Origin of the sequence: Rhizobium sp. SG_E_25_P2 (assembly GCF_029892285.1) — a bacterium.
Taxonomy (GTDB): Bacteria; Pseudomonadota; Alphaproteobacteria; order Rhizobiales; family Rhizobiaceae; genus Rhizobium_E.
Genome location: NZ_JARXVM010000018.1, coordinates 1 through 23,871, shown reverse-complemented (window position 1 = coordinate 23,871; position 23,871 = coordinate 1). Strand labels below are relative to the sequence as shown.

Genomic DNA, 23,871 nt, shown 5'->3' with positions numbered 1-23,871 from the left:
GGCGCAGATGAAAGTCCTTTCGGTCGCTTCGGAAGTCTTTCCGCTCATCAAGACCGGCGGCCTGGCCGATGTCGCGGGCGCTTTGCCGCTCGCGCTCGCGCCACTCGGCGTGGAGATGCGGACCTTGCTGCCTGGCTATCCATCTGTGCTCGGCAAGATCGGCGAGGCCACGGTCGTCGCCGAACTGCCGAGCCTGATCGGCGCGCCGGCGCGCATCCTCTTTGTCAATCATGCCGGGCTCGATCTGTATGTGCTCGACCAGCCAGTCTATTTCGACCGGCCGGGCGGCCCCTATGTGGATGCCGCTGGACGCGATCACGAGGACAACTGGCGGCGCTTTGCGGCGCTGTCCATGGCAGCCAACCGGCTGTGCAACGGGCTCGATCCCTCCTGGAGGCCAGATCTCCTGCATGGCCATGACTGGCAGGCGGGCCTCGCGCCGGTCTATCTGAAATACAGCCCGGCGAGCGCCAGCGTGCCCTCGCTGATGACCATCCACAACATCGCTTTTCCCGGCCGCTTCTGGGGCGGGATCTTCGGCGGGCTTGAATTGCCGGCTGAAGCCTATCATTCCGGCGATGTCGAATATTACGGCGATATCGCCTATCTCAAGGCCGGGCTCCGCACCGCATGGGCCATCAACACGGTCAGCCCGACTTATGCCGATGAGATCAAGACGCCACAATACGGCATGGGCCTCGAAGGGCTGATGCAAGCGCGCGAAGCCGATCTCAGCGGCATCGTCAACGGTATCGACCCAGTCGTCTGGGATCCTTCCAGCGATCGCGCGGTAGCGGTAAACTACACTGCGTCGACACTGGAGCGACGGACCGAGAACCGTCTCAAGCTGCGCCGACACTTCGGGCTGTCTCCGAGCGAGGGCCCGCTGTTTTGCGTGGTCTCGCGTCTGACCCATCAAAAGGGCATCGACCTCATCGCATCGGCTGTCGACCGGATCGTGGCGGAGGGCGGCTCGATCGCCATTCTCGGCGCCGGCGACAGCGCGCTCGAAGCGCAATTGCGCGACGCCGCCGAACGCCATCCCGACAAGGTTGGCCTCGTGCTCGGTTATGACGAGCCGCTCTCGCATCTGATGCAGGCCGGCGCGGACGCCATCCTCATCCCCTCGCGATTCGAGCCTTGCGGCCTGACCCAGCTCTATGGCCTGCGCTATGGCTGCATTCCCATCGTGGCGCGCACCGGCGGTCTCGCCGATACCGTGATCGACGCCAATGGCGCGGCGCTGTCGGCAGGCGTCGCCACCGGCATCCAGTTCTCGCCCGTCAACGAAGCGGGCCTGAACGGCGCGCTGACCCGCGCCTTCAAACTGTTTTCCGACCACGCCCTCTGGACGGGCATGCAGCGGGCGGCCATGCGTTCCGACGTATCCTGGACCGCCAGCGCCCGCCAATACGCCCAACTCTATGAAACGCTCCGAGCGAAGGTATGAGCTCCATGATCAAGACCGTTGCCACCACGCCCTATTCCGACCAGAAGCCCGGCACATCGGGTCTGCGCAAGAAGGTGCCGCATTTCCAGCAGCCCAATTACGCCGAGAACTTCATCCAGTCGATCTTCGACTCCCTTGAAGGCTTTGAAGGCAAGACGCTGGTGATCGGCGGCGACGGCCGCTATTTCAACCGCGAAGTCATCCAGATCGCCATGAAAATGGCCGCCGCCAACGGCTTCGGCAAGGTCATGGTCGGCCAGGGCGGCATTCTGTCGACCCCGGCCGCCTCCAACATCATCCGCAAATACGCAGCCTTTGGCGGCATCATCCTCTCGGCCTCGCACAATCCCGGCGGCCCGACCGAGGATTTCGGCATCAAGTACAACGCTTCCAATGGCGGCCCCGCGCCGGAGAAGATCACCGACGCCATCTTCGCCCGCTCCAAGGAAATCGATAGCTACAAGATCTCCGACGCCGCCGACGTCGATCTCGACACAATCGGAACGCTCGACCTCGACGGCATGGTGATCGAAGTCATCGACCCGGTCGCCGACTATGCCGAGCTGATGGAGAGCCTGTTCGATTTCCCGGCCATCCGCGCCAAGATCGCCTCGGGCTTCCGCGTCGTCTTCGACGCGATGAGCGCAGTGACCGGTCCCTACGGCAAGGAAATCATCGAAAAGCGGCTCGGCGCGCCGGAAGGCTCGGTGCGCAACTTCATTCCGCTGCCGGATTTCGGCGGCCATCACCCCGATCCGAACCTTGTCCACGCCAAAGATCTCTATGACGAGATGATGAGCGGCGAAGGCGCGCCCGATTTCGGCGCCGCCTCCGACGGCGATGGCGACCGCAATCTGATCATCGGCAAGGACATGTTCGTTACCCCATCGGACAGCGTCGCCATGCTCGCCGCCAACGCCCATCTCGCACCCGGCTACGCCAAGGGTCTGGCGGGCATCGCCCGCTCCATGCCGACCTCGGGCGCCGCCGATCGCGTGGCCGAAAAGCTCGGCATCGGCATCTATGAGACGCCGACCGGCTGGAAATTCTTCGGAAACCTGCTCGACGAAGGCATGGCGACGATCTGCGGCGAAGAATCCGCCGGCACCGGCTCCAACCATGTGCGCGAAAAGGACGGTCTCTGGGCCGTGCTGCTGTGGCTGAACATCCTCGCCGTGCGCAATGAGAGCGTCAAGGACATCGTCACCAAGCATTGGGCCGCCTTCGGCCGCAATTACTATTCCCGCCATGATTATGAGGAAGTGGCGAGCGATGCCGCCAATGGCTTGGTCGACAATCTCCGCAACCAGTTGGAGACCCTGCCGGGCAAGAGCTTCGGCGATCTCAAGGTCCAGGCGGCGGATGATTTCGCCTATCATGATCCGGTCGACAATTCCGTCTCGAAGAACCAGGGCATCCGTATCCTGTTCGAAGGCGGCAGCCGCGTCGTCTTCCGCCTGTCCGGCACCGGCACATCGGGCGCGACGCTGCGCGTCTATATCGAGCGCTATGAGCCGGACGCCACCCGCCACGACATCGACACGCAGGAAGCATTGGCGGATCTGATCGCGGTGGCTGACGAGATCGCTGGCATCAAGGCCCGCACCGGCCGCGATGCGCCGAGCGTCATTACCTGAAGAACCAGGGCCCCCCGAGCATGTTTGGTTAGCCTCAATTTCCATTAGGGTAAGCTAAACTTTTGACGACTATTCTGACCAATACAGTCAGGGCGCGTCGGAAAGGCACGAAGCATCAAATGTTCGACACCGAGGATCAGCGACTCGCTGCGCTCGCCAATTATGTCGTTTTGGATACTGAACCGGAGGCGCGTTTTTCGCGCCTTACGGATCTTGCCAGAATGATATTTGAAACGTCGATCGCGCAGATCTCGCTGATCGAGCGTGACAGGCAATGGTACAAAGCCGAAAGCGGCGCATTCATCTGCCAGACCACGCGCGAAGAAGCGATCTGCAACCACACGATTCAAAGCCGCGACGTGCTGGTTGTGCACGACACCATAGCTGATCCCCGCACGTCAGGTCTGCGCATCGTCACCGGCGAGCCGTACATCCGCTTCTATGCGGGCGCGCCGCTGATCTCTCCGGACGGCCATGCGATCGGAGCGTTTTGTGTCTCGGATCATTCGCCACGGGACTTTTCCGATCGTGAAGCCGACATTCTCAGGGGCCTTGCCCAGACCGCCATGGACCAGATGGAGCTTCGGCTGCGCTCAAGCCTTGATTGGTTGACTGGCGCGGCCTCAAAAGGCGCATTTCACAGTTTCGCTCGCGAGATCCTGGCGCCCGGCTCGCGTCAGGGCCTCCTCGCGCTCGTTTCCTTCGACATCGATCATTTCAAGAGAGTCAATGACCACTATGGCCATCTTGTGGGAGATCAGGTTCTCTCCCGGGTGGCGCTGTGTTGCCGCACCCAGTTGCGCCACGGCGACATGATCGCCCGTATGGGCGGGGAAGAATTCACCATCCTGTTGGCCAACACCACGCAAAGCGTGGCCATGAATGTGGCCGAGCGGTTGAGGGCAGCGATATGCGCGCTGGACCTCTCCGACATTGGCTTGCCGAATGGCGTGACCGCCAGTTTCGGCGTCACAATGCTGGAGGAGCGGGACATGTCGATCGAGGCCACCCTCGAGCGGGCCGATCAAGCGCTTTATCGAGCCAAGTCAGAGGGGCGCAATTGCGTGCGTTTCGCTTATGGCTGTGAAAGCGCAGCCGTCCATGTGGCCTAACGACGCCTGGCGCTAGATACCCGCCTGACATCATCATTGGGCGCACGCCCTTATCTCGATGATCTTTGGTATAATGGAACACGCCTCCCTCCTCTGCTAAGCTCAATCGTGGAGGAGGACCGCATCGTGCTGATCGCGCTGTTGTCGGACATACATGCCAATCGCGAAGCCTATGAAGCCTGTATCGCCACAGCCGAAAAGCTGGGCGCGCAGCGTATGGTCATCCTTGGCGATATCGTCGGCTATGGACCTGACCCTGAATGGTGCGTGGAGAAGACGCGCGCGTTGCAGGCTGAGGGCGCATTGGTGATCCGCGGCAATCACGACCAGGCCTGCAAGGACGCCTCCCAGTCCATGACCGACGCTGCCAAGCGCGCCATGGACTGGACGCGCAATCAACTCTCGGACGACGCCCGCCGCTATCTCGGCTCGCTGCCGATGAGCCTTGTTGACGACGACCGGCTCTACATTCACGCCGAAGCCAGCGAACCAGCGCGGTGGCGTTATGTGCTCTCTTCCGACGAAGCTGCGCGGCATCTCGGCGCCTGCAGCGCCACCGTCAGCTTTTGCGGCCACACACATCGCCCCGCTCTCTATTCGTTATCGCCTACTGGCAAGGTCACGCATTTCACCCCCTGTTCGGATCAGGCGATTCCGCTCTCCGCCTCGCGCCGCTGGCTGGCGGTGATGGGCGCGGTGGGCCAGCCGCGCGACGACAATTCCAAGGCGGCGATTGGGCTCTATGACACCGAGGCCCGCACGCTGCGCTATCTGCGCGTCAGCTACGACATCGACAAGACCGTGGGAAAGATCCACGCCGCCTGCCTGCCGGAAAGCCTCGCGGGACGATTGATGGCGGGACGCTGACATGGCGAAACCCAAACTCGCCACCGGCGACGCCATCGACGGCTTCATAATCGGCGACCTCAAGCACAATGGCGGCATGGCTCGCCTCTGGAGCGTCACTCATCCGGACCAGCGCTTTCCCCTGCTGATGAAGACGCCGAAGATGAGCGAAGGCGACGATCCCGCCGCAATCGTCAGCTTCGAAATGGAGCAGATGATCCTGCCGCGCATCTCCGGCCCACATGTGCCTGAATTCGTGGCCAACGGTGATTTCGCCCACCAACCCTATATCGTTCTGGAGCAGGTTCCCGGCCCATCGCTCTATCCGATGCTGGAGAAGCTGCCGCTGCCGCCGCACGAGGTCGCGGATCTCGGTCGCCGGATCGCGCTGGCGCTCGACGATCTGCATCGCCAGAACGTCGTGCATCTCGACATCAAGCCCTCCAACATCCTGTTCCGCGACACGGGCGAAGCGGTGCTGATCGATTACGGGCTCGCCTGCCACACGCAATTGCCGGATCTGATGGCGGAAGAATTCCGCCTGCCCTATGGCACAGCGCCCTATATGGCGCCGGAACAGATCCTCGGAAAACGCACCGATTTCCGCAGCGATCTCTTCGCGCTCGGCGCCCTTCTCTATTTCTTCGCAACGGGACGGCGTCCGTTCGGCGATCCACAACGACTGAAAGGGCTCAAGAAACGGCTCTGGCGCGATCCCTATCCGCCCCGGGCGCTGAACAAGGACATCCCGCCCGGCCTGCAGGAGGTGATCCTCCGGTGCCTGGAGGTCAATCCCGCCTGGCGCTATCAGACGGCGGCGCAACTCGTCAATGATCTCAAGGATCTCACCCAGGTCAAGCTGACGGCGCGGTCGGAAAAGCTCAAGCGCGACGGCTTCGCCGCTGTGCTGCGGCGCCGCTTCAATCCCGAGCCCTGGGATCGCCTCGAACCGCAGGTCGTCGCCGGCCAAAACGTCGATGCGCCGATCGTGCTGGTGTCGATCGACCTTGCCCGCGCCGATCAGGATCTTCTCGACTCGCTGCGGCTGAATGTTTCCCGTATCGTCGAGAAATCGCCCGGCGCACGCATAGCCTGCCTCAACATCCTGCGCATCAACCGCATCAGCCTCGATACCACGCTCGACGAAGAGGGCAACAACAAGCATGTCAGCCGTCTGGTGGAGCTCAAGGGCTGGGCGGCGCCCCTGCAGGCGCGGGACGGCGCGATCACCTATCACGTTCTCGAGGCGGTCAATCCCGCCGACGCCATTCTCGACTTCGCCCGGGCCAACAATGTCGACCATATCGTCATGGGAGCCCGTGCAGCCTCCGCCATGCGTTCGCTGATCGGCAGCGTCTCGGGAGAAGTGGCGGCGCATGCGCCTTGCACCGTGACGGTGGTGCGCAAACGCGCCCTGAAACTCTCAGCGGATCAGGCTTGAGGTCAGAAAGAGCGAGAAGGCGGCCAGAACCACCGCGCCCAGACGGCGCATATGGGCGCGCTTGAACCTGCCGCCCGCGCTGAGCGCAAAGGCGCCGAAGGCGATCCAGGACAAGGAGGCCGCCGCGATCAGCCCTGCCAACAAAGCGAGCCGGGGTCCGATGGCCAACAGCGTTCCATGCGGCATGATCACCAATCCGATGATCACGGCCTTGGGATTGAGCAGCGTGGTGATGAACACATGCCGGGCGCCGACGGCGCGCGCCTGGCCGCTTTCCGGCAACCACAGGCGGATGGCGAGATAGAAGATCCACATCGCCGCCCCTGCCTTGAGCGCAGCGGTCGCCATCGGATAGGCCGAGAGCAAGGGTGCTGCGACAGTGGCGAGCGGAATGACCACGATGAGATAGGCGAGGACTTCCGCGACCATATAGGGCAGCGATGCGCGAAAGCCGCCTGCCGCAGCGCCCACGGCCAGCAATGTGTTGGTCGGCCCGGGCGTCAGCAGCAAAGCGAGGATCGCGAAGATGAATTCTATCGTGGTCATGTGATCACCTGAAAGCGAATTGTCCTCGCTTTTCGCGCGCGAACCTGCCTCCCGCCTTGATCGACGTCAAGCTTTGCTCACGCGCATCGCCCAATCACGCACTCGTATTTTAACTCCCGTCTCGTAAGATGGGAACCAGGAATCGCAGGAACCGTTTCATGACCCACCACTCCCTCGGAGCCGAGCTGACGCCAGACGGCGCCCATTTCAGCGTCTTTTCGCGGCATGCCCGCAAAGTCGAACTCTGCCTGTTCGACGAGGAGGGGGCCGAGCGTCATGTGGACATGGTCTGCGGTCACGACCATGTCTGGCGGTGCGATGTCGAGGGCGTCCGCGCTGGCCAGCGTTACGGCTTCCGCGCTCATGGCGATTATGCGCCGGGCCACGGCCTCTGGTACGATCCGTCCAAACTTCTCGTCGATCCCTATGCGCTGGAACTCGATCGTCCCTTCGCGCAAGACCGCCGCCTCGCCGCCTATGGCGTCGACACCGCCGATATCGCGCCGCGGGCCATTCTCCGGCATCTGTCGCCCGTTCATGTTCAGCCGCCGCAGTGGAAGCCGGGCGGGCTGGTCTATGAGATCAATGTCCGCGCCTTCACCATGCTGCATCCCGATATTCCCGAGCAAGAGCGCGGCACGATCAAGGCGTTGACCCATCCGGCTGTCCTTGCGCATTTCGAACGGTTGGGCGTCTCCGCTCTGGAGCTTATGCCGATCACCGCCTGGCTCGACGAGCGGCATCTGCCGCCGCTCGGGCTCCGGAACAGCTGGGGCTACAACCCGATCGCGCTGATGGCGCTCGATCCCCGGCTCTGCCCCGGCGGCGTGCGCGAACTCGCCGAAACCGTGGCGACATTGCACAGCCATGGCCTCGGCGTGATCCTCGATCTCGTCTTCAATCACACCGGAGAAAGCGACGCAGAGGGCGGCACGCTCTCCATGCGCGGGCTCGACAGCCTGACTTACTATAGCCACCCGCCGGGAAAGCCGGGCGAGTTGATCAACGACACCGGCTGCGGCAACACGCTTGCCTGCCATCACGCGCCCATGCGCAATCTCGTTCTCGACAGCCTGCGTCATTTCGTGCGCCACGCCGGGATCGACGGCTTCCGCTTCGACCTCGCGCCGATCCTGGGACGCGGCCCCCAAGGCTTCACCTCTGACGCGCTGCTGTTGTCGGAGATGCGCGCCGACCAGATCCTGAAGGATCGCATTCTCATCGCCGAGCCCTGGGACATCGGCCCCGGCGGCTATCAGCTCGGCAATTTCCCGCCGTCATTTCTGGAATGGAACGACCGCGCCCGCGACGATATCCGCCTGTTCTGGCGCGGCGACAATCACCGCATCGGTCCGCTCGCCACAGCGCTTTCAGGCTCGTCGAACATTTTCAGCCGGCATGACGGCCGCCGCACCCGCACCGTCAATTTCGTCGCCGCCCATGACGGCTTTACGCTGTGGGATCTGGTGTCCCATTCCCACAAACACAATGAGGCCAACGGCGAAGCCAATCGCGACGGCCACAATGAAAACTATTCCTGGAACAATGGCGTCGAAGGCGCCACCAACGACGCCACGGTCAACGCCAGTCGCCGCACGGATGTGATGGCGCTCCTCTCCACCCTGTTCCTGTCTCGCGGCGCGATCATGCTGACGGCAGGCGACGAATTCGGCCGCAGCCAGCACGGCAACAACAACGCCTATGCCCAGGACAATGCGCTGAGCTGGATCGACTGGGGGAGCCTCGATCATGAAATTTTCGAGCATGCCGCGGCGCTGTCGGCGCTGCGCCGCCGCTTCACCATCTTCGAGGGCCAGGAATTCCTGACCGACCTCGACGTCTCCTGGCTGACCGTGAAGGGCGAACCGATGCAGGTGGCCGATTGGGAGGCCCATCACGCCGACCAGCTGATCATGACCCTGCAAACCAATGACCGCGTCACAGGCCGCCCCGCCACGCTGGCCGTCGCCTTCAATCGCGCCAGCGAACCGAAGTCCATCCGCCTGCCCGGCGGCGCGCGACTGTGGAAGACCCTTATCGGCGACGGCATGACTGTGGCGGCGCGCTCGGTGAGCCTCTATCTCGGACCGCCCGCTTGAGCGTTTCGGCGCCAAAATCGCGGGAAGCCGCTTAAGGCGTTGAATATCGCACCATCGAAGTTAGCATTAGCTATGCTTGACGCCAACCGCAATCTGTGATTGTTGTTTCGCCGGTCAAATTACACATTTGCAATTGTGCCGGACTTACAAGTGGCCGCCTGGCCGGATTGCATTTCTGTGGATCTTAGGCGGGATATCGATACCCTGAGAAACAAGACAAGCGGCTGAAGTCTTGGATTTGCTTTTAAACATCAACACGACGCTAAAAATTAGAGAATTTTATGCCGACCATCACAGACCATCTGCTTAACCCCGGCCTTTCAACAGACCAATATGTCAATGGTCGCAACATTGCTCTAGGACAGGAAATTAGCACACGCCGTCCGGTTTATTTGGACACAAAATTTTGGATTATATTGAGAGATACCGATAGAGGAGCAGGAAATCCTGAGTCTGCTACTTTGCTTGCGCTACTACGAAAGGGGGTTGGTGAAGGGCTCTTATTTTGCCCGATCAGCGAGGACATTTTCGTTGAACTAATGAAGCAGCAGGACGACGCTTCACGTCTTGCAACTGCCAGCCTAGTTGATGAACTCAGCTTAGGCGTTACGCTAGTTCCGCAGAACGTGAGAATGGCTACTGAGGTCACCTATTTCATGTATGCGACCACCGGCACACCCAATCTGCATCCTCTAAATCACCTAATATGGTGCAAGCTCAGCTATGTGCTCGGAATTTTACATCCCACGAATACCATATTTGATTCAGGTACCGAACGGGCTATCCAGAAGGCTTTCTTCGACCACATGTCGACGATCCCGCTAAGGGAAATAGTCACACGCATTGGTGAAATAGAGATCCCGGGCACTGATTTGACGGAGGTTGCCAATAAGCTTAATGCCGGAAATTTTGCGCACAAAGACGAAATACAAAGCTACGAACAGTCCTACTCCGCAGAGGTACGGGGGGTCGTGGATTTGATGGGAGACGCAATACACCAAGCCACAATGATGTTGGCGGAAAGCAGAGGCATCGTTCTCAACGAGCGGACAGCAGAGCAGAAACGAGTTGCCGAAAACGGATTTAAGAACCTCCTCGCAATTTCCCTAGAACGCAATAAATCCCGTGACACTCTTCGAACTATTCACATTCTTGCAAGCCTCCATGCTTCGGTTCGATGGAACAAAGGGCGGAAACTGAAAGGCAATGATTTTTTTGATTTTCATCATGCCGCAGCCGCGATTGCGTACTGTGACGCCTTTTTTACGGAGCGATCCTTACGCACCACAATAACGCAAAGCCATCTAAGCCTTGACAAGCTTTATGGTTGCTTTGTGACATCTGAGGCTTCAGACGCCATAAGCTGGCTTCGCGACCTACAGTAATCATTAAAGCTAACTTATATATATGTTTTCCTGCACCAAGCAGCCTCATGCACGCGGCTTGCCGGGCGTGATATCCGCTTCTGGCATCGGCAGCTCAACCGCCGTCCCCCAGCTGTCCATCCATGCATGCATCTTTGCTTGGGAAACGAAATAGCCCTTGTCCGCCTCCGCCGCAGCGGCGCGGGCGGAATTCAGGCGGACCTCCCGGAGTTCGAGATAGTGCTCCACGGCGCGCGCGACGATTTCCGGGGCCGTTGTGTCGGTCTCGTCGGCGGCGGCTTTCAGCCGCTCTTCCAATTCGCCTGTCAGCGTCAGTGAAATCATTGAGCTTCGCCCCACGCAAGAATGTCGTCAGACAATAGCGCAGGGCGATGCCTATGCAAAGCGATCCGTCAGATCGCCGCGTCTTCCGCGCCTTCGTTCAGCATGCCGAAGCAATAGTCGCCGAAGGAGCGCCAGCATTCCAGACGGAAGCTTTCCTCGCCGGTGCGGTAGATCACCACTTCGGCCTTGCCGAACACCGTGCGCGAGGCCGCGCCGACCGGGAAGATCGCGTCGCCGAGATCCAGCGGGCAGGCGGACGCCAGCGTGGCGCGGGCGCCCGGGCCGGAGATGACGAAGGCGACATTGCGATGCGACACATCCACCGCCGAATGCAGCGCGCCGGACTGGCCGGCGAGCGCCACGAAATCGACGCCGTCAGGACCGATCAGCAGCCATTCGTCGGGACCGAGCCACAGCGCATGCTTGCCATCGGCCGAAGCCGTGCCTTTGGGCCTGGTCGGCAGTTCCAAGCCGAGCGCCGAAGACAAAGCGGAGACGGCGTCGGCGCCGGCGCGCAGCGAGGCGCGGGAAGCGGCCGGAGCAAAGGTCACGGACGCGACCGCCGAGCCGCCATGGCCCGCCTTGATCGGCGACTTGCGGAGAGCAGAGAGAGCGTCAGCCATTGATGCGGCCTCCTTCCTTGTCATAGAACACGGCGTCGCAGACTTCGACGGCGACCACGCGGTCAGCCATCGGCACATAAAGCGTCTGCCCCATCTTGGCGCGACCGTCGATAACAACGGCCATGGCGATCGAGCGTTCGCAATTTTCCGACCAATAGGACGACGTCACATGGCCGAGCATGGTCATCGGCTTGGGCTGGTTGGGATCGGCGACGATCTGCGCGCCTTCCTCCAGCACCTCGCGAGGATCCTTGGTCTTGAGACCGACCAGCTGCTTGCGGCCGCTGCGGACGAGATCGGGACGCTTCAAGCCGCGAATACCGACGAAATCGGTCTTCTTCTTGCCGACAGCCCAGGCGAGGCCGGCGTCATCGGGCGTCAGCGTGCCGTCAGTGTCCTGACCGACGATGATATAGCCCTTCTCGGCGCGCAACACGTGCATGGTTTCCGTGCCATAGGCGCAAGCGCCCATCGGCTCGGCGCGTTCCCAGATCGCTTCCCAGACGGCCTGGCCATAATCGGCCGGCACGTTGATTTCGAAACCGAGTTCGCCCGCGAATGTCATGCGGAAGAGACGGGTCGGCACGCCGGCGATCTTGCCTTCGGCGACGCTCATATGCGGGAAGGCCTCGTTGGAAAGGTCGATGCCTTCGACGAGGGGCGCAATGATCTCGCGCGCCTTCGGGCCCTGCACGGCGATGACGGCCCACTGTTCGGTCGTCGAGGTCAGCCACACCTTGAGATGCGGGAATTCCGTCTGCAGATAGTCTTCCATGTGATGCATCACGCGCGGCGCGCCGCCGGTGGTGGTGGTGACATGGAAACGATCTTCAGCCAGACGGCCAACGACGCCGTCGTCATAGACGAAACCGTCTTCGCGCAGCATGATGCCGTAACGGCAGCGGCCGGGCTTCAGCGTGTCCCAGGAGTTCGTGTACATCAGGTTCATGAAGGCGGCGGCGTCGGGGCCGACCACTTCGATCTTGCCGAGCGTCGAGGCGTCGAACACGCCGGCCACGGTGCGCACCGTCTTGCATTCGCGATTGACGGCCTGATGCATGTCTTCGCCCGGACGCGCATAATACCAGGCGCGCTTCCAGTTGCCGACATTTTCGAAATCCGCGCCCTGGGCTTCGTGCCAGGCATGGATGGGCGTCTTGCGGGCCGGGTCGAAATGCGGCCCGCGCGAATGGTTGATCAGTGTGCCGAAGGTCACGGGCGTATAGGGTGCGCGGAAGGTGGTGAGGCCCACTTCCGGCATCGCCTTGCCGAGTGCTTCCGCCGCGATCGCCAGACCATGGATATTGGATGTCTTGCCCTGGTCGGTCGCCATGCCATTGGTGGTGAAACGCTTGACATGCTCGATCGAATGCATGCCTTCGCGCACGGCGAGACGGATATCCTTGGCGCAGACATCGTGCTGGAAGTCGACAAAGGCCTTGGCCGAGGTGTCGTCGGGGCCAGCGCCTTCGCCGCTGCCCGCCATTCCGCCCGTCCAGTCGAAAGCCTGGGTCGCGGCGATGGAGAGGGTGGACTTGCCTTCAGCGCCGGCAGCGCGGGCGAGCAGTTCGCCGACGCCGAGCGCCTCGTCGATCGTGGCCTGGATGGAATTGGTGCCGTTGCAGGCGCCGACCGACATGCAGTCCTCGAGATAGGTCCCCGGCAGGAAGCGCTGGTTGTCCGCGTCGAAGGCCAGTTTGCCGCGCGACTGCGAGAACAGATGCACCGAGGGCGTCCAGCCCGAGCACATGATCAGCGCATCCACTGCGATCTTCTCGCCGCTCTTCTGGCCACGACGCGCCACGACCATGGCGGAGACGCGCAGCTTGCCCTTGGTGGTCAGCACCGCATGTCCGGTCAGCACATTGATGCCCATCGAACGCGCCTTGGCGAGCACGGCTTCACCCGGCTTGTCGCGGCTGTCGACGATCACGGGAATCTCGACGCCGGCGGCCTTGAGATCGAAGGCGGCTTCATAGGCGGAGTCATGAGCCGTGTAGACGCCAACCTTGGCGCCGACGGCGACGCCGTAATGGTTGAGATACATCCGCGCTGCAGACGCCAGCATCACGCCGGGCCGGTCGTTGCCGTCGAACACCATATGGCGCTCGATCGCGCCGGTGGCGATCACCACCCGCTTGGCGCGGACCTGCCACAGGCGCTCGCGCGGCAGATGCGGCGCGGGCTTGGCCATATGGTCGGTGACGCGCTCGGCGAGACCAATGAAATTGTGCTCGTAATAGCCGAACACGGTGGTGCGCGACAGCACGGTCACATTCGGCATGGCCTGGAGCTTGGCGATCATCTTCTTGGCCCAGACATAACCGTCCTGGCCGTCGATGGTCACGCCGGCATCGAAATGCAGCGCGCCGCCAAATTCGGCGCGCTCGTCGGCGATGATCACGCTGGCGCCGGTTTCCGCAGCTGACAACGCTGCGGCGATGCCGGCCGCGCCGCCGCCCGCCACCAGCACGTCGCAATGGGCGAAGCGGTTGGCGTAGTGGTCAGGATCGTCCTGGGTCGGAGACACGCCGAGACCGGCGGCCTTGCGGATCTGCGGCTCATAAACCTTGTGCCAGGCGGCCTTCGGCCACATGAAGGTCTTGTAGTAGAAGCCGGCGGCGAAGAAGGGCGCAAACAGATTGTTGATGCCGCCGATGTCGAAGGCGAGCGACGGCCAGCGGTTCTGCGACGATACGGTCAGTCCGTCATAGAGGTCCTGCATGGTGGCGCGCACATTCGGCGTCTTGCGGCTGGGGTCGCGCGACACGTCCATCAATGCGTTCGGCTCTTCCGGACCAGCGGTCAGGATGCCGCGCGGGCGGTGATATTTGAACGACCGGCCGGCCAGATGAATGCCGTTGGCGAGCAGCGCCGAGGCGACCGTGTCGCCTTCCAGACCCGTCAGGATGCGGCCGTCATAGGTGAAGCGCGCTGTTTTGGCGGGAGTCAGGCGACCCTTGCCTGCGATACGGTTTGCTCCGCTCATTTCTGGCCTCCAATGCCGGCGAGTTTGGCCTGGACGGTCGCGTCATCGGGACGCGGCTCTTCCTGCCGGTAGGTCATGACGAAACGATCGCTGACGGTGTGGCGAACGGCCCTGAAGAAGCGGCCACAGCCATGGATATGGCGCCAGCGCTCGTAGATCAGGCCTTTCGGATTGTCGCGCATGAAAAAATAGTCGGCGAATTCCTCGTCCGAAATTTCGGTGATGTTCTGCGGACGGTCGATATGGGCGTCGCCCACGCCGCGGAATTCGAGTTCCGAACGGTCTTCATTGCAATAAGGGCAGTGGATGAGAAACATGGTCTTGACCTAACCTGTCAATGCGCAACGGCGGCGGCGGCGGCTTCGTCGACCAGGCGTCCGGAGCGGAATCGGTCGAGCGTCAGGCCGGCGGCGAGCTTGTGCGGTTCGTCGCGCGCGATGAGATGGGCGAAGAGATGGGCCGAGCCCGGCGTGGCCTTGAAGCCGCCGGTGCCCCAGCCGCAATTCACATAGAGGCCCTTGACCGGCGTCTTGGACTGGATCGCCGAACGGTCGGGCGTGTTGTCGGTGATGCCGCCCCACTGGCGCATCATCTTCACGCGCCGGAAGATCGGGAAGATTTCGCAGATGGCGTCGAGCGTATGCGTGATGATCTGCAGACCGCCGGTCTGCGAATAGGACACATACTGGTCGGTGCCGGCGCCGATCACCAACTCGCCCTTGTCGGACTGGGAGATATAGGCGTGCACGGTGTTGGACATCACCACACAGGGGAAGATCGGCTTCATCGGCTCCGACACCAGCGCCTGCAGCGGGTTGGAATGCAGCGGCACGCGGACATCGGCCATCGACATGATCGCTGTGTTGTGGCCAGAGGCCGACACGCCGATCTTCTTTGCGCCGATAAAGCCGCGCGTGGTCTCGACGCCGATCACGGCGCCGTCGGGGCCGCGACGAATGCCGGTGACTTCGGTGTTCTGGATCACATGCACGCCACGATCGGTGGCGGCGCGGGCGTAACCCCAGGCGACTGCATCATGGCGGGCCGTGCCGCCGCGACGCTGCAGCGCCGCGCCATTGATCGGGTAGCGGGCGGAAGCCGCGATGTCGAGCGGCGGGCAATAATCCTTGGCCTGCTCGGGCGTCAGCCATTCGTTGTCGATGCCATAGAGACGGTTGGCGTGGACATGGCGCATGAAGGTCTGCTTGTCATGCACCGTATGCGACAGCATCATCACGCCGCGCGGCGAATACATGACGTTGTAGTTCAGTTCCTGGGAGAGGTTCTCCCACATCTTGAGCGAATGCTCATAGATGTCCATGCTCTCTTCATAGAGATAGTTGGAGCGGATGATGGTGGTGTTGCGGCCGGTATTGCCGCCGCCAAGCCAGCCCTTTTCGATCACCGCAACATTGGTGATGCCGTGCTCCTTGGCGAGATAGAAGGCCGCGCCGAGACCATGCCCGCCGCCGCCAATGATAATGACATCATATTCCTTTTTCGGCTCGGGCGACGTCCATTGCTTTTCCCAGCCCGTATGCCCGCGAAGGGCCTCGCGGGCGACGGCGAAAACAGAATATTTGCGCATCGCGAATTCACTCCAGATACCGGCGTCATCAGCCTTGATGAGCGTGAGGAAATCGCAAAAAAGATGTTCTGACAACGTCCATTTTGCGACGCAGTCGGGCGGGTCTCCGCCAAAGCCGCGACGGGCAGTATAACCGGTCGCCACGGTTCAAAATATGACGGCAACCACTGGACTTGCCGTATTTGATCTGGTAGTTGCTTGCGTCAATCGCTAGGCCATAGGGCTCAGCGAAATTACTTTGTTTGCCCCATGCCTGAAGGTAGGGCTCAACTCAAGACAAGGAACGGGATAACGTGCAGGTACTGGTTCGCGACAACAATGTTGATCAGGCTCTCCGCGCTCTGAAAAAGAAGATGCAGCGCGAAGGCATTTTTCGTGAAATGAAGATGCGCGACTACTACGAAAAGCCTTCTGAGAAGCGCGCTCGCGAAAAGGCCGAGGCTGTTCGTCGCGTTCGCAAGCTGGCGCGTAAGCGCGCCCAGCGCGAAGGTCTGGTGACGGGACGCGTCGCTGCGCGCTGATCCGCCGTCGTCTTGACGAAATTCGATGTTGTCTGGCGGGGGCGATGTGATTCGCCGCCGCCTTTTTTGATTGTCCCCTGCTCCGGCAGCTTGCGCGAAGAACCGATCATGCTCCGACACAATAGCCTCGCCATCTCCCTCCTCGCACAGGCCACTGGCCTGGGTCGAAAGGTCCGTATCGGCCTGGCCATGACGGGGCTATCGCTCGTCCTCGCCGCCTGCAACACAACGGATACGACCGACACGATCCGCATCAACAAGGCGCAAGGGGGCGAAGAGAATATCGCCTCGCTGACCTCGTTGATCGAGAGCAACCCGCAGGATCCGGAGGGCTACAACACCCGCGGCTCCGCTTATGGTCGCGCAGGTGAATTCAAACGGGCGTTGTCGGACTTCAATCAGGCTATCGCGCTCAACCCGCGCTTTTATCAGGCCTATGCCAATCGCGGCCTGATCTACCGGAACATGGGACAGCCGGAAGCGGCGCTCGCCGATTACAACACCGCGCTGAAGCTCAATCCTCGTTATGACGTCGCCTTCATCGGACGCGGCAATGTCTACCGCCAGGCCGGCCAGCTCGACCCGGCGATGAACGACTATAACCAGGCGATCGGCCTCGACACCACCGATCCGCGCGCTTACCATAATCGCGGCCTGATCTTCCAGAAACGCGGCAATCACGCCAAGGCGATCGAAGACTTCTCGACCGCCATCTCGCTGTCGCCGAATTCCGCCGAGCCCTATAACGGCCGCGGCATTTCCTATGTGGCGATGAACGACGACGACAACGCCTTTGCCGACTTCAACCACGCCATCGAGCTCGACGGATCGCTGGCCGAATCCTGGGCAAACCAGGCGCTGATCTATGAGCGCAAGGGCGACATGCGCCGCGCCTATAAGTCCTACGCCCATGCCCTGTCGCTCGACCTGAAATATCAGCCGGCTCGAGATGGCGTCGCGAGGACGCGCGCAGCGACGGGCATGCCCGCGCAGTGATCGAATGAGGCCGCCGCGAGCGGCCTTTTTCATGCAAGCCCGTTCGAAGGAGGATCGGCGTGGCTGAGGAGAATACCCAAAAACACCACCGCCAGCTTTTGACGGGACAAAATTGTGTCGTTCACATCTACGATGCGGACGCTGGCGTCGTCACGGAAGTGCTGCGCACACGCGATCGCTTGCTGGAAGCCCCCAACTGGCCATGGCCGGACCGGCTTCTCCTCAATGGCGACGGGCTTCTCTGGACGCTCGATCTCGGTTCGGGCGCATTGCAACACTTCGACATTGACGGCCTGCCCTTCGTCAACAACGACCATGTTCCCGCTCCGGATGGGAAAACCCTGTATGTCTCCTGTTACGACTGGCGCATCCATGGCGTGTCGATCGAGACAAGAGACCATTGGCTGGTCAGCCGCGACGAGCCTTCCAGTCCGCTCCGGCATTTCCTGCATGGCGTCAGCCCGAACGGAAAGGAACTCGCCTTCGTCGGCGTCGAGTCCAGTCCCGTCAGCCCCTGGGGCGCAGCCAATATCTACACCATGGACATCGGCGGCGGGCGGCTGCGCCAATGGACTCATGGCGACAGGCCTGCGGACGGATGCGAATATTCGCCAGACGGCGGCTGGATCTATTTCAACACCGAGGCACTCAGCAAAGAGAAGGGCCATGCCCAGATCGCGCGCTTGGAACGGGACAGCGGCGCCATCGAACAGTTGACGTTCGACTCCAGGGTCAACTGGTTTCCCCATCTCGCGCCAACGGGCGATCTCGCCTGCTACCTCTCCTACCCCGAGGGGACGATGGGGCATCCGGAAAACTGCCCGGTGGACCTTTGCCTGGTTCGGTCGGGTGAATGGGCGGCGGCCGAAACGGTCGCCCGTCTCTTCGGCGGCCAAGGCACGATCAACGTCAACAGCTGGTCGCCGGACGGCAGGCGTTTCGCCTATGTGTCCTATCCGATGGATCAATAGGCTTTCCCCTCCCCTGCTCCGGCGATAAGTTGCCGGAGCAACAGAGGGAATCGGCATGTCGGGCAAACATATCATCGTCATCGGCGGCGGGGTCATCGGCGCATCCATCACCTGGCATTTCGCCAAGGCGGGCGCGAATGTCACTGTGTTTTGCGGAGAACGCGGCGGCGTCGCCACACCCAATTCCTTCGCCTGGATCAACGCCAACTGGGGTAATCCCGAACCCTATTTCCGCCTGCGCATTGCGGCCATGGCGGGCTGGCGCCGACTGTCGCAAGCCGCGACCGGCGTGAACCCACAATGGTGCGGGTCGATCTGCTACGACCTGCCGCCCGAGGGGTTGGAAAAATTCGCAACGGAACAAGAGAGCTGGGGTTACGGGATTGAACGCATCAACCGCGAGGAAATTCTCAGTCTCGAACCGGCCATCAAAAACGCTCCCGACTGGGCGCTGAAAATCGCCGAAGAAGGCATGATCGAACCTCGCCCCGTGGCGCTCGCGCTGCTCGCCGATGCGGAAAAACTGGGCGCTTCGATACACGCCGGCACGGAGATCTCCTCGCTTGCGCTGCGCGACGGGCGCGTCATCGGCGTCATGACCACCGATGGCGTCATGGAAGCCGACGAGATCGTTCTCGCCGCCGGGGCCGAAACCGCTAACTTGGCCGCCACCGCCGGCGTCACCGTGCCGATGAGCGCTTCGCCTGGGCTCATCATCGACACCAGGCCGGCGCCGCGCATGCTCAACCATATCGTCGTCGCGCCCGAAATGGAGATGCGCCAGGCGCCGGACGGCCGCATCATCGCCTCCACCTCTTTCAACGGCACAGAACCCGGCGTGGACCCCAACGCCACCGCCAGGCGCGTGTTCGACGACATGTGCTCGCGCCTCGTCGACGGCGACAGGCTGGAACTCGAAGGCTACCGCATCGGCTATCGCCCCATCCCCGAAGATGGTTTCTCTATTGTCGGGCGTGCCAAGGGGGTTGAAGGCCTCTACATCGCTGTGACGCATTCAGGCATCACGCTCGCCCCGGCCATCGGCGAATTCGCGGCGAAGGAAGTTCTTGAAGGAGGATCCGAGCCGCGGCTTGCGCCCTACCGCCTGTCACGCTTCGGCTGATCAGAGGCCGAGCGCTTTCCTGAGATCCGCATTCACCCGGCTTTGCCATCCCCTGCCTCCCGCCTTGTAGCGCGCCACGACATCGGCATCGAGCCTTAGCGTCACCTGCTTCTTGGGGCTGTCGGACACCGGACGCCCCCGGCTGCGCTCGATCTCTGCGGCGAGTTCCGGAAACACCTCGCGGAACGGCCGCGCCAGCTTGAAATCTTCTTCGGTCCATTCGGGATTGTCGGATACCTCTTCCCAGATTTCACGCGGGAAACCGTTGATCATGTCATCAGCGAGAGCTTTCTTGCCGTCACTCATCAAGCAGTCTCCTTTCACGCAAGCTGGCCGGACGCATGGAGATCACCGAGATGCCCTCCCGCCCGAGATAAGCGAAGATAACCGCGACAGTTCCATCTTCCAGGCGTCCTATCGCCCGGTGACGACCGTGTTTCGCTGGCCGGATTACGGCAGTGAGGAAAAAGCCGACATCCAGCCCGGCAAAGTCAAAACCGTGCTTGCGCAAATTCGCCTGCCGCTTCACCTCGTCCCAAACGATCTTCATTTAATGTAACTACATTTAATGACGAAAACAAGCGTATCGATGCTATCGGGATCGCGCAAAACGTGCAATTGAAAAACCCCGCCGTTGCGGGCGGGGTTTTGAGCAAACCGTGATTTCGGAACGTCAATGCGCCAGCGCCTTGACGATGTCCTCCGTCACTTTCTTGGCGTCGCCCAGCAGCATCATCGTTCCATCCTTGTAGAACAGCGTATTGTCGATGCCGGCATAGCCGGAGCCGAGCGAGCGCTTGACGAACAGGCAGGTCTTGGCCTTGTCGACATCGAGGATCGGCATGCCGTAGATCGGCGAGGACTTGTCGTCGCGCGCTGCCGGATTGGTGACGTCATTGGCGCCGATGACATAGGCGACGTCGGCTTGGGCGAATTCCGAATTGATGTCCTCGAGTTCGAATACATCGTCATAGGGAACATTGGCTTCGGCGAGCAGCACGTTCATATGGCCGGGCATGCGGCCCGCCACCGGATGGATCGCGTATTTCACCTCGACGCCGGCTTCCTTGAGCTTGTCGCCCATTTCGCGCAGTGCATGTTGCGCTTGGGCCACCGCCATGCCGTAACCCGGCACGATGATCACCTTGGAGGCGTTGGCCATCAGATAGGCGGCATCGTCGGCAGACCCCTGCTTGACCGTCTTGTCGGAATTGTCGGCGGCGGCGGAAGCCCCCGCATCCCCGCCAAAGCCGCCGAGGATCACCGACACGAAGGAGCGGTTCATGCCCTTGCACATGATATAGCTGAGGATCGCGCCCGACGAGCCCACTAGCGCGCCGGTGATGATCAGCGCGAGATTGCCGAGCGTGAAGCCGATGCCCGCCGCAGCCCAACCCGAATAGGAATTGAGCATCGACACCACCACCGGCATGTCGGCGCCGCCGATCGGGATGATCAGCAACACGCCGAAGGCCAATGACAGCAGCACGATCAGCCAGAACACGAAATAGCTTTCGGTCGCCACCAGCACGCCAATCAGCACCACGATCGCCGCGAAAATGGCGATGTTGATCACATGCCGCATCGGCAGCATGATCGGCTTGCCGCTCATGCGCCCGTCGAGCTTCAGGAAGGCGATGATCGAACCGGTAAAGGTGATCGCGCCGATGGCGACGCCGAGCGACATTTCGATCAGCGCCTGGCCATGGATTTCACCCACTTCACCGATGCCGAAGGACGACGGCGCATAAAGCGCGGCCGCCGCCACGAGCACGGCGGCGAGGCCCACCAGCGAGTGGAAGCCCGCAACAAGCTGCGGCATCGAGGTCATGGCGATGCGACGGGCGATCACCGCGCCCGCGCCGCCGCCGATGGCGAGGCCGAGAATGATCAGCGCCAGCCCGCCGACGCTTGGTTTGGCCAGCAGGAGCGTGGTGACGATGGCGATGCCCATGCCAACCATGCCGTAAAGATTGCCCTTGCGGCTGGTGGAGGGATGGCTGAGCCCCCTAAGCGCCATGATGAACAGAACGCCGGAGACGAGATAGAGAAAGGCCGCGAAATTGACGGACATGGATTTCGCCCCTTACTTTTCTTTTTTCTTGTACATGGCGAGCATCCGCTGGGTGACCAGGAAGCCGCCGAAAATGTTGATCGAAGCGAGGATCAGCGCCACGAAGCCGAAGCCGGTGGCGAAACCGCTTGCCGACAGGCCGACTGCGAGAAGCGCGCCGACCACGATCACGGAGGAGATCGCGTTGGTCACCGCCATCAGCGGCGTGTGCAGCGCCGGCGTCACCGACCAGACCACGTAATAGCCGACGAAGATCGACAGCACGAAGATCGCCAGCTGGAAGACGAAGGGATCGATTGCCCCGCCCGACAGCGCATGCGCCGCATCCGCGATGGAGGGTTGGGTTTCGACGGCCTGATGCACGGCGGCCACCGCCGCGTCGAGATTTTGAAGTGCTTTATCCAGAGTTTCCATCGCCATCTCAGCCTTCCTTCGCGCCGCCGAAATTGGGGTGAACGACCTTGCCGCCATGAGTCAGCATGGTCGCCTTGACCAGTTCGTCCTCGATATTGAGGTCAAGCGTCTTCGTCTCCTTCGACACCATAGTCTCGAGGAAGGTCACGAGGTTCTTGGCGTAGAGCAGCGAGGCTGAAGCGGCGATGCGACCGGCGACATTGAGATGGCCGATGACCTTGACGCCCTCGACCTCGACGATCTCGCCCGCAACCGCGCCTTCGATATTGCCGCCACGCTCAACGGCGAGATCGACCGCCACCGAACCCGGCTTCATCGCTTTCAGCATCTCGCGGCTCACAAGCCTCGGCGCCGGACGGCCGGGAATGAGCGCGGTGGTGATGACGATGTCCTGCTTGGCGATATGCTCGGCGACAAGCGCCGCCTGCTTGGCCTGATAGTCCGCCGACATCGGCTTGGCGTAACCGGCTGCGGTTTCCGCCGCCTTGAATTCCTCGTCCTCGACCGCGATGAACTTGGCGCCGAGCGAGGCGACCTGTTCCTTGGCGGCGGGACGCACGTCAGTGGCCGACACCACCGCGCCGAGACGCCGGGCCGTAGCGATGGCCTGCAGTCCGGCAACGCCCGCGCCCATCACGAAGACTTTGGCGGCCGGCACGGTGCCGGCTGCAGTCATCATCATCGGCATGGCGCGATCATATTCCGAGGCTGCATCGATGACAGCCTGATAGCCGGCGAGATTGGCCTGGGACGACAGCACGTCCATGGATTGGGCGCGGGTGATGCGCGGCATCAGCTCCATGGCGAAGGCCGAAACGCCTGCGGCGGCCAAGGCGGCGATCGCCTCGTCATTGCCATAGGGATCCATGACGCCGAGTACGATCGCGCCCGTTTTGTAGCCAGAGACTTCGTCCGCGGTCGGCCGGCGAACCTTCAGCACCACATCGGCGGAGGCGGCATCGGACATCGCGCCGATACGCGCGCCCATTTTTTCGAACTCAGCATCGGGAATGCGCGACGCAAATCCCGCTCCCGCCTCCACGACCACATCGAAGCCCAGCGACTTCATTTTCTTGACCGTATCGGGAGACGCGGCCACGCGCGGCTCGCCTCCCTCGATCTCTTTCGCCACAAACACCAGACTGCTCACGCGCCGGCTCCCCTCTTCACCAGATAATAGTCGCGCGAAAGGGTCCGGCCGCTATCACGGTCGGGCGAAACTTCGCGCGGATCGAAATGTCAGATCAAAAAGAAGCCGGCCAGCGTCAGGACGATGAACAGCAGAACCGAGAACAAGAAGCCGGCGCCGGTGAAGAAGCCAACCATCATCGAGATCAGCAGCACCACGATGGCCATCGTGCCGTATTTGGCGGCCCAGAGGAAACCCTTATAGGTCTTCTCATGTTCAGCGTAATCCATCGAAGCGCCAACTTCCGCCGGTCCGGAATGATGTTCGGCCATTCAAATTCTCCCATTCTTAAGACGCGGAAACCTGTTTCGCACGCCTTGTTCTACTCCCCTGCAGCCACAGGCTAAGCCTTAGCTCTCCTTCTGGCCTTACACAAAGGTCTAGGGGGGCGCAATCTCACGCAGGCCGCCAAGCGACATAAAATCGATTAGAAACGACGTTGGAAAATAAAGTCATGACCTCCACCAAAGGTGGAGGTTTGAAACGCTGCGCTTGAACCGCTAGAAGCGGTTTTGCTATGTCTTAGTAGCTACGGTTAAAGAG

23 protein-coding genes are annotated in these 23,871 nt (G+C 61.7%); 11 read left to right on the top strand and 12 right to left on the bottom strand.

All coding sequences use genetic code 11. From position 1 onward, the window contains the following. The first annotated feature begins 7 nt into the window (after positions 1-7). From glgA to M2360_RS21285, 5 genes are all read left to right on the top strand, one after another. On the top strand, positions 8-1,450 hold the full coding sequence (gene glgA / locus M2360_RS21305) for a glycogen synthase GlgA (protein ID WP_280777398.1): 1,443 nt from the start codon (positions 8-10) through the stop codon (positions 1,448-1,450). Between the two features lie 5 nt (positions 1,451-1,455). After that, positions 1,456-3,087, top strand: a complete 1,632-nt coding sequence (locus tag M2360_RS21300; RefSeq protein ID WP_280777397.1) for an alpha-D-glucose phosphate-specific phosphoglucomutase — start codon at positions 1,456-1,458, stop codon at positions 3,085-3,087. A gap of 119 nt (positions 3,088-3,206) precedes the next feature. Beyond that, positions 3,207-4,199, top strand: a complete 993-nt coding sequence (locus tag M2360_RS21295; RefSeq protein WP_348529570.1) for a sensor domain-containing diguanylate cyclase — start codon at positions 3,207-3,209, stop codon at positions 4,197-4,199. 126 nt (positions 4,200-4,325) lie between these two features. Continuing rightward, positions 4,326-5,066 (top strand): metallophosphoesterase family protein, encoded by a 741-nt coding sequence (locus tag M2360_RS21290; RefSeq protein ID WP_280777395.1) that lies wholly within the window; start codon positions 4,326-4,328, stop codon positions 5,064-5,066. A 1-nt stretch (position 5,067) separates the two neighbouring features. Then, entirely contained in the window at positions 5,068-6,486 is a 1,419-nt protein-coding gene (locus tag M2360_RS21285) for a bifunctional serine/threonine-protein kinase/universal stress protein (RefSeq protein WP_280777394.1), read from the top strand. Here the strand turns inward: M2360_RS21285 and M2360_RS21280 are convergent. After that, positions 6,469-7,032: a hypothetical protein gene (locus M2360_RS21280; protein ID WP_280777393.1), complete on the bottom strand. Its 564-nt coding sequence runs from the start codon at positions 7,030-7,032 to the stop codon at positions 6,469-6,471. The two genes, M2360_RS21285 and M2360_RS21280, sit on opposite strands and share 18 nt — an antisense overlap. A gap of 158 nt (positions 7,033-7,190) precedes the next feature. Here M2360_RS21280 and glgX point away from each other — a divergent pair, with 158 nt between their 5' ends. Beyond that, complete coding sequence (gene glgX / locus M2360_RS21275; RefSeq protein WP_280777392.1) at positions 7,191-9,131, top strand: glycogen debranching protein GlgX; 1,941 nt, start codon at positions 7,191-7,193, stop codon at positions 9,129-9,131. Between the two features lie 281 nt (positions 9,132-9,412). Continuing rightward, positions 9,413-10,516 carry a hypothetical protein gene (locus M2360_RS21270; RefSeq protein WP_280777391.1) on the top strand — a complete coding sequence of 368 codons (1,104 nt, stop codon included), beginning with the start codon at positions 9,413-9,415 and terminating at the stop codon, positions 10,514-10,516. A 45-nt stretch (positions 10,517-10,561) separates the two neighbouring features. Here the strand turns inward: M2360_RS21270 and M2360_RS21265 are convergent, their stop codons facing one another. The 5 genes from M2360_RS21265 to M2360_RS21245 all read right to left on the bottom strand — a co-directional run bounded on the left by M2360_RS21265 (position 10,562) and on the right by M2360_RS21245 (position 16,040). Then, positions 10,562-10,840, bottom strand: a complete 279-nt coding sequence (locus M2360_RS21265) for a hypothetical protein (protein ID WP_280777390.1) — start codon at positions 10,838-10,840, stop codon at positions 10,562-10,564. A gap of 68 nt (positions 10,841-10,908) precedes the next feature. Next, positions 10,909-11,463, bottom strand: coding sequence for a sarcosine oxidase subunit gamma (locus M2360_RS21260; RefSeq protein WP_280777389.1), 555 nt, complete (start codon positions 11,461-11,463; stop codon positions 10,909-10,911). After that, entirely contained in the window at positions 11,456-14,452 is a 2,997-nt protein-coding gene (locus M2360_RS21255) for a sarcosine oxidase subunit alpha (RefSeq protein ID WP_280777388.1), read from the bottom strand. Before M2360_RS21255 ends, M2360_RS21260 begins: the two co-directional genes overlap by 8 nt. Next, positions 14,449-14,769, bottom strand: a complete 321-nt coding sequence (locus tag M2360_RS21250) for a sarcosine oxidase subunit delta (protein ID WP_280777387.1) — start codon at positions 14,767-14,769, stop codon at positions 14,449-14,451. Before M2360_RS21250 ends, M2360_RS21255 begins: the two co-directional genes overlap by 4 nt. A gap of 17 nt (positions 14,770-14,786) precedes the next feature. After that, complete coding sequence (locus M2360_RS21245) at positions 14,787-16,040, bottom strand: sarcosine oxidase subunit beta family protein (protein WP_280777386.1); 1,254 nt, start codon at positions 16,038-16,040, stop codon at positions 14,787-14,789. A 293-nt stretch (positions 16,041-16,333) separates the two neighbouring features. Between M2360_RS21245 and rpsU the strand changes: the two genes are divergently transcribed. The 4 genes from rpsU to M2360_RS21225 all read left to right on the top strand — a co-directional run bounded on the left by rpsU (position 16,334) and on the right by M2360_RS21225 (position 19,651). Further along, positions 16,334-16,561: a 30S ribosomal protein S21 gene (gene rpsU / locus M2360_RS21240; RefSeq protein ID WP_280777385.1), complete on the top strand. Its 228-nt coding sequence runs from the start codon at positions 16,334-16,336 to the stop codon at positions 16,559-16,561. 108 nt (positions 16,562-16,669) lie between these two features. Further along, complete coding sequence (locus M2360_RS21235; RefSeq protein ID WP_280777384.1) at positions 16,670-17,557, top strand: tetratricopeptide repeat protein; 888 nt, start codon at positions 16,670-16,672, stop codon at positions 17,555-17,557. Between the two features lie 59 nt (positions 17,558-17,616). Beyond that, positions 17,617-18,528 (top strand): biopolymer transporter Tol, encoded by a 912-nt coding sequence (locus M2360_RS21230; protein WP_280777383.1) that lies wholly within the window; start codon positions 17,617-17,619, stop codon positions 18,526-18,528. Positions 18,529-18,583: 55 nt separating this feature from the next. After that, positions 18,584-19,651: an FAD-binding oxidoreductase gene (locus M2360_RS21225; protein ID WP_280777382.1), complete on the top strand. Its 1,068-nt coding sequence runs from the start codon at positions 18,584-18,586 to the stop codon at positions 19,649-19,651. On the opposite strand, the gene M2360_RS21220 is transcribed toward M2360_RS21225, so the two are convergent. The 6 genes from M2360_RS21220 to M2360_RS21195 form a co-directional block, all read right to left on the bottom strand. Further along, on the bottom strand, positions 19,652-19,957 hold the full coding sequence (locus tag M2360_RS21220; protein ID WP_280777381.1) for a BrnA antitoxin family protein: 306 nt from the start codon (positions 19,955-19,957) through the stop codon (positions 19,652-19,654). Continuing rightward, positions 19,950-20,201 (bottom strand): BrnT family toxin, encoded by a 252-nt coding sequence (locus M2360_RS21215; RefSeq protein ID WP_280777380.1) that lies wholly within the window; start codon positions 20,199-20,201, stop codon positions 19,950-19,952. Before M2360_RS21215 ends, M2360_RS21220 begins: the two co-directional genes overlap by 8 nt. A gap of 123 nt (positions 20,202-20,324) precedes the next feature. Continuing rightward, positions 20,325-21,725, bottom strand: a complete 1,401-nt coding sequence (locus M2360_RS21210) for an NAD(P)(+) transhydrogenase (Re/Si-specific) subunit beta (protein WP_280777379.1) — start codon at positions 21,723-21,725, stop codon at positions 20,325-20,327. Between the two features lie 12 nt (positions 21,726-21,737). Continuing rightward, complete coding sequence (locus M2360_RS21205; protein WP_280777378.1) at positions 21,738-22,145, bottom strand: proton-translocating transhydrogenase family protein; 408 nt, start codon at positions 22,143-22,145, stop codon at positions 21,738-21,740. Between the two features lies 1 nt (position 22,146). After that, positions 22,147-23,289 carry a Re/Si-specific NAD(P)(+) transhydrogenase subunit alpha gene (locus tag M2360_RS21200; RefSeq protein WP_280777377.1) on the bottom strand — a complete coding sequence of 381 codons (1,143 nt, stop codon included), beginning with the start codon at positions 23,287-23,289 and terminating at the stop codon, positions 22,147-22,149. An 89-nt stretch (positions 23,290-23,378) separates the two neighbouring features. Next, positions 23,379-23,600 (bottom strand): aa3-type cytochrome c oxidase subunit IV, encoded by a 222-nt coding sequence (locus M2360_RS21195; RefSeq protein ID WP_280777376.1) that lies wholly within the window; start codon positions 23,598-23,600, stop codon positions 23,379-23,381. Positions 23,601-23,871: the final 271 nt, after the last annotated feature.